6 protein-coding genes are annotated in these 5,547 nt (G+C 51.6%); 3 read left to right on the top strand and 3 right to left on the bottom strand.

All coding sequences use genetic code 11. From position 1 onward, the window contains the following. Positions 1–483 precede the first annotated feature (483 nt). A complete protein-coding gene (locus AC52W5_RS06145; protein WP_495670359.1) occupies positions 484–1,044 on the top strand; it encodes a hypothetical protein in 561 nt (186 codons plus the stop codon). Between the two features lie 132 nt (positions 1,045–1,176). Here the strand turns inward: AC52W5_RS06145 and AC52W5_RS06150 are convergent, their stop codons facing one another. The 3 genes from AC52W5_RS06150 to AC52W5_RS06160 all read right to left on the bottom strand — a co-directional run bounded on the left by AC52W5_RS06150 (position 1,177) and on the right by AC52W5_RS06160 (position 3,686). Beyond that, a complete protein-coding gene (locus AC52W5_RS06150) occupies positions 1,177–2,511 on the bottom strand; it encodes an MFS transporter (protein WP_495670360.1) in 1,335 nt (444 codons plus the stop codon). Between the two features lie 171 nt (positions 2,512–2,682). Next, positions 2,683–2,961, bottom strand: coding sequence for a hypothetical protein (locus AC52W5_RS06155; protein ID WP_074974988.1), 279 nt, complete (start codon positions 2,959–2,961; stop codon positions 2,683–2,685). Positions 2,962–3,500: 539 nt separating this feature from the next. Next, a complete protein-coding gene (locus tag AC52W5_RS06160; protein WP_495670363.1) occupies positions 3,501–3,686 on the bottom strand; it encodes a phage antirepressor KilAC domain-containing protein in 186 nt (61 codons plus the stop codon). Between the two features lie 387 nt (positions 3,687–4,073). On the opposite strand from AC52W5_RS06160, the gene AC52W5_RS06165 reads away from it, so the two are divergent. Together AC52W5_RS06165 and AC52W5_RS06170 are read left to right on the top strand one after the other, a co-directional pair. Beyond that, positions 4,074–4,895 (top strand): replication endonuclease, encoded by an 822-nt coding sequence (locus tag AC52W5_RS06165; RefSeq protein WP_495670361.1) that lies wholly within the window; start codon positions 4,074–4,076, stop codon positions 4,893–4,895. After that, complete coding sequence (locus AC52W5_RS06170; protein ID WP_495670362.1) at positions 4,841–5,119, top strand: hypothetical protein; 279 nt, start codon at positions 4,841–4,843, stop codon at positions 5,117–5,119. The genes AC52W5_RS06165 and AC52W5_RS06170 overlap by 55 nt, the downstream gene beginning before the upstream one ends. The last annotated feature ends 428 nt before the right edge of the window (positions 5,120–5,547 follow it).

The following is a 5,547-nucleotide window of genomic DNA, read 5'->3' on the forward strand; positions in this document are numbered from 1 at the left end:
CTGACCACATGGAGTTCCTGGTGGACCGCTTCGGCTACCTGCGCGCGCGCTGGATACCCGAATTCGATGGTCCGGGCTGGTCCGGCTCCGACATGCTGATGCAGCAGGTGGCGCAGCTCAATCGCGAAGGGGAAATCCTCCCCCCGCCAGGCGAGCATGTGCATTAGCAACCAGCGGTAAAAGAACGGATGTCTACCTTGAAAGCGTTCGTTCTTTTGCAGGGCGTTCCCCAGTGCCACTCCCCTTCGACAGGCATGTGCTGTGCCCTTCAGGCTCAGGGCGCGCAGATAAGAAAGGCGGAGTGACTGAGGCGGAGCACCGGGCAAATACAGCCGGAAAGCGGAAACACGCCGCGCGAATTCCAGAAAACCTTGGAGAAGAGAAGCAAGAGCAATCCAAGTAAGAGAAGCAAACGGCAATACGGTTCCCGCGATGGGGCACGCATTACAATTCTTCAATTCGTACCTACAAGGAGTAGAGCAAATGATTAAATCGATGGTCATGGTCTTGACGAGTGCTGTTCTGGCCGTGTCATTGCCCGCCGCGGCGCATACCGACGAATATTTCGACACCCATGCCGCGCCTCACGGCGGGCAGGTGCGTATGGCGGGACCCTATCATCTGGAGCTTGTAACAAAAGATAAAGAATTGACGGTTTATGTAACAGATCATGCAGATGCGCAGATCAAGACAGAAGGGGGCGTGGGCAAGGCAGCATTTCAGGTCGGTAAAGCCAAGCCGAAAACTTCCATAAAGCTCGAACCGGCGGGAAATAACATAATGAAAGGAACGGGAGATTTCGTCCTGACCCCGGACACGGTAGTCGTCGTATTTGTCAAATTGCCGGAACAAGAGGCACAATCCGCCCGGTTCACTCCATTGAAGGCAGCAGCAAAGGATTCACAGAAAAAGAGCGATAAAAAATCAGAAGAGGGTCATGGCGAGCACGCCGGCCACGGAAATCACAGCGGGCACAGCGGGCACGGGGCGCACGGCCAAAGCGGTAACCAGGGTGGCGATCATAATCACCACATGCATCACTGAGCGGCGGGTATCTGCGTTTATATAGAATAAGCGCAGATAAACCGGCGGCAATGGCGCCAGACTCAAAAAAGAGATAACAGGCAGCTGAAATGGAAAGTCTGGCGGCGTGGAGCCTACAGGGGTGATTGCTTATCAGCGATTCCCTGTAAGGCTCTCCACTGGAGTGCTGACGCTCAGTGCGGCCCGCCGTCCCCGTTGTATATCGATGCTCATCAATATCCCCAGGCCTATAATAAAATAACTGCCCGTAATCAACATGGCCAGCCGATGATCACCGCCGGAAATCCAGCTCACGATCCCATACGTGATCGGACCGAGTATCGAGGATAAATTGACTGCAAGTCCCCACAGTCCGAAAAATTCGGCGCGTCTCGCATCCGGGCTGAAATAGCCTATCAGTGCGCGCCCTGCCGATTGTGACGCTCCAAGGCAGAGGCCGGCAACATTGGCAGCGAGCCAGAACATGGGGCGTGTGGCAGCCATCCATGCCAGCAACACCATTACAATCCAGCCTCCGAGAGTCAGCGCGATGGTGGGAATATGGCCGATTCTGTCCTGGATATTGCCGAAGGCGAACGCACCGATCGATGCCGTAACGTTGACAATCAGAACCAGAAACATGGTATCGCCGGTATCAAAGCCCATTACCTGTTGCGCATATATGGCGGCTAAAGTAATTACGGTCTGAATGCCTGCCTGGTAAAACACGATACATGCGAGAAAGCGTAGGAGGTCGTCAAAATCGCACACACGATGGAACGTGACGAGCAAGCGGGCAAATGCTTCGCGCACGACATTGCGTTCTGCCGGATGCGATTGCGGCAGCGCACGTTCCTTAAGAAAGAGAAAGGTCGGTATGCTCGAAATTGCGAAAAGTCCGGCAGTTATAAGCATTGTGCCCGGAACGAACTGCTCTGCAGGACTGCCCTGGTTTTGTGCCCAGGTCACATAAGCCAACGACAATCCCAGGCTGATCAGCCCGCCAACATAGCCGAAACTCCAGCCCCACCCGGAAACCTTTCCCAATGCCTCCCCGTGTGCAAGTTCCGGCAGAAAAGCGGAAATCAAATTCGCGCCGCTGCTGAAGAAAAAGTTACTCAGCACGATTAGTACCACGGCCAGTATCAGATCACCCGGCCCGACAAAGTAAAGCAATGCGGTAAAAAGCACGCAGCCGATTGTGCTCACCAGCAGCAAAGGCTTTTTCATCGCATACGCATCAGCATAAGCGCCTATCACCGGCGCAGTCACCATAATAAGCGCATAAGACACCGACAACGCTGCTGTCCAGGCAAACGTTCCCCATGCTTCATTATTCGCCACCACAGCCACAAAATAGGCGTTAAAAATGGCGGTAATCACAACGGTGGTGTAGCCTGAATTCGCGAAGTCGAACATTGCCCATGACCAGACTTCACGCCGGCTTACCCCGGGAGCGAGGTATCGCGGCTTAACTTGTACCTGCATGAGATCCGGTATGGTCTGATACGCTTGCTGGCCTGATTCGCTCTCGTCCAGAGCCCATAATCATTTGAGGATGGATGTGCTTATATGATACCGAGTATCCTGGAAATGCTCAGCCATAGCAAGTTCAGCACCCGCTATTCATGCTAAGTAAGCGCTTACTTAGAAAAAACATCAATGCTTTGACTGTCCTACCCCACCGCAGACGTTTACCAGGACGCCTATCAGATTCAGCATGCCTTCCATCAATACATTCAGGTGCTCCTCGGTACACTCAAATGAGCGTAGCAAGGTTAACGTGTCTATTACCGCAATCTCTCCATGCTTCACCTGATGGTGAGCAAGATTTAATGCAAGCAGGCGCGCGCACTCCGCCAGTTCCTCTTTGGTCGCTTTCTTGATCAGTATATTCGCGAGATCGTACGCTTGATCGTACGTTATCAGGTTATTCATCTTCAGTTGCCTATTATTGGTTTATCAAGCAAAGTCTCCTGGGTCCCGAGCCTGCCAGTAACAGGAGCCGGTCCCGGTAAAACTCTTTCCCCCTGGCTGATACAGTCTAATTCCTCACGCCAGCAAGAGTTTCCAGTGCTCTATGATAATCGCATCGCAGCATTTTACTATTGGACCTTGGTACGGCCTTTCGACACAGATTGCTGAAACGGCAGCAAAAGGAGGAAGCAAAAGGAGGAAGCAAAGGGAGCACTACCCCCCGCGCGAAGCGGGACATTGATTCACTGCCGAATGAAATATTGGTGTTGTTGAGAGGCATAAGGCACTCCAACTGTCACTAAAAACCCGCATTAATGCCAGTTCTTGCGGTGGAAGATTAAAGAAAGTACCACAAGGGGAGCCTCTTTCTCAGAAGTGACTCTCCAGGAAGCTACAGGATAAACGATATTGAATCTTCCTAGGCAAGGGTATGGGAAAAGCTGATAATTAACTGTAGGGCATCTGATTGAGTCTCAGGGCATTTCGAGGTTTTTCCTCGATCAACAACCACCCACTATACTGCTTGCAAGCCAGACAACTCCCTTCGGTGTCACCCTGATTTGATTGAAGGCGAACCCATGTCTCACCCCGGTCCTAACCACGAACTGTCCAGCATCGAGGTGAGCTTGCGTAGGAATCCACACTCCGTCCCGCTTGAAGATGACCCCATCGGAGGCCAGAGCGATATACCTTACGAGTTACCTTCCCTCCGGTTCCGGGTAGTGTAAGTAGCAGTTCCAATAAATTTTGGAGCTGATTCACTTAGAACCTTAGGAACCTTTAGCATGAAGCTATCGTGCCTTAACTCTGCTTCACCTTCCTTACGCTGGTTGTTAATGAACTCAACCAGTTCAAGCAAAGGCTGAGCAGAATCCGCTAACAGTAATCAATACAGGAAGTAGACGAGCTTTTCTAATCCCTGTACCAGTATCATCCGTTACAGAGAAACAGACTCCTGTAACGGTAACAGAAAAGCGCGAGTCAGCCATTGCTGTAACAGGAAAATCAAAGCCTGCAAATCCTGTAACCGCTACCGATACAGGAATTCTAGTTCGCCTCAGCGATGAGTATTGGTGGCGCAAAGCATTGCGCAAGGTTCACGTCCGCGAATTCGAGCAAGGCGCAACCGTTTAGGGCTCGTACATAGCCGTAAAGGTAAGTACGTCAGTGATGAGACCTTGGAGAGGCGGCACAAACAAAACCGCCGTAACCGAGCCATTCTTGAGCACTGCATCGCAGTCAATGAACTCGGACAGGAATACACGCTACAGCAACTAGCCGATCTTTCGGTATCAAATCCAAAGATTCGCCGTGCCGAATTGATGACACGTATTGCTGGATACGATGTGGTCGCCCAATCGCTGGGACATGCAACCATTTTCTATACCCTCACCTGCCCTTCGCGTATGCATGCAAGGTTATCTGTATCAGGGCAAGAAAACCCGAAATACGATCAAACCACACCCAGGGAAGCGCAAGCCTATTTGAACAGGATATGGAGTCGGATACGGTCCAGGCTTGACGATAGGGATTTAGCGTACTACGGCATGCGCGTTGTCGAGCCCCAGCATGACGGCACGCCACATTGGCACCTGTTGCTCTTCATGCCAAAAGAGCACGTTAAGCAAGTCGGCAGCGTCATCAAAGACTACGCCATGCGTGAGGATGGGGATGAAGCTGGTGCTGCCAAGCACCGTTACGAGGAAGAGCGCATAGATAGATCAAAGGGAACGGCTGCCAGTTATATCGCGAAATACATTTCCAAGAACATCGATGGCTTTGGCTTGGATTGCGATATCGATGGAGGTGAGCCTATCAGTGCAGCTGAACGGGTAAAAGCATGGGCCAGCACTTGGGGCATCAGACAGTTTCAGCCGATTGGGGACCATCCGTAACGCTATGGCGCGAACTGCGCCGTATGGGTGAAATGGGGGTAACGGGAGAATTAAAAGAATTGAGAGACGCGGCGGATAAGGGCGAATGGGACCGTTTCGTGATGCTGATGGGCGGGCCGCAAGCGAAACGTAAGGATTTCCCGATATCACTAGCCAAGCAGTGGAATGACAAGCCTAACCGTTACAGGGAACCGAAAGGGGAAGAAGTAATTGGAATAGCGTAGGAAAAGACAGTATTTCCCACTCGGATTCATATGTGGACCATTCGGCACAAATGCGAACCGAATAAGCAAGAAAGGCCGGTTGAGCTTAACGAGTTGGCGAAAGAAGGCGCGGCAATAATTTCACCACAACTCGCCACCCTGACCCCCTTGGAGTCCTGTCAATAACTGTACGGAATACGGAAACCAGACGTGAACACTCTTACCAATTAGGGCACTTACCTATCATCACTAAACAAGTCGAACTGTCTGCTCGCCGTTGAATTACCACCATATTGGGTATGGTGTACTTTAGTCCAATAGGTTAGGTTGAGGTTGGCCGGGAATTTCGGATACTGACGGTGACGGTTTAAACTGAGCACTGGAGGTAGAAGGATGTACAAGATTCCGAAGCAGAGCTACACGGTCGAATTCAAACAGGAAGCCGTCCG

The organism is Nitrosospira sp. CT (assembly GCF_059489795.1).

Excerpts from the sequence above, each read along its gene's own strand:
- AC52W5_RS06145 (WP_495670359.1), top strand. The coding sequence starts at position 484 with ATGATTAAATCGATGGTCATGGTCTTGACGAGTGCTGTTCTGGCCGTG.
- AC52W5_RS06150 (WP_495670360.1), bottom strand. The coding sequence starts at position 2,511 with ATGCAGGTACAAGTTAAGCCGCGATACCTCGCTCCCGGGGTAAGCCGG.
- AC52W5_RS06155 (WP_074974988.1), bottom strand. The coding sequence starts at position 2,961 with ATGAATAACCTGATAACGTACGATCAAGCGTACGATCTCGCGAATATA.
- AC52W5_RS06170 (WP_495670362.1), top strand. The coding sequence starts at position 4,841 with ATGGGCCAGCACTTGGGGCATCAGACAGTTTCAGCCGATTGGGGACCA.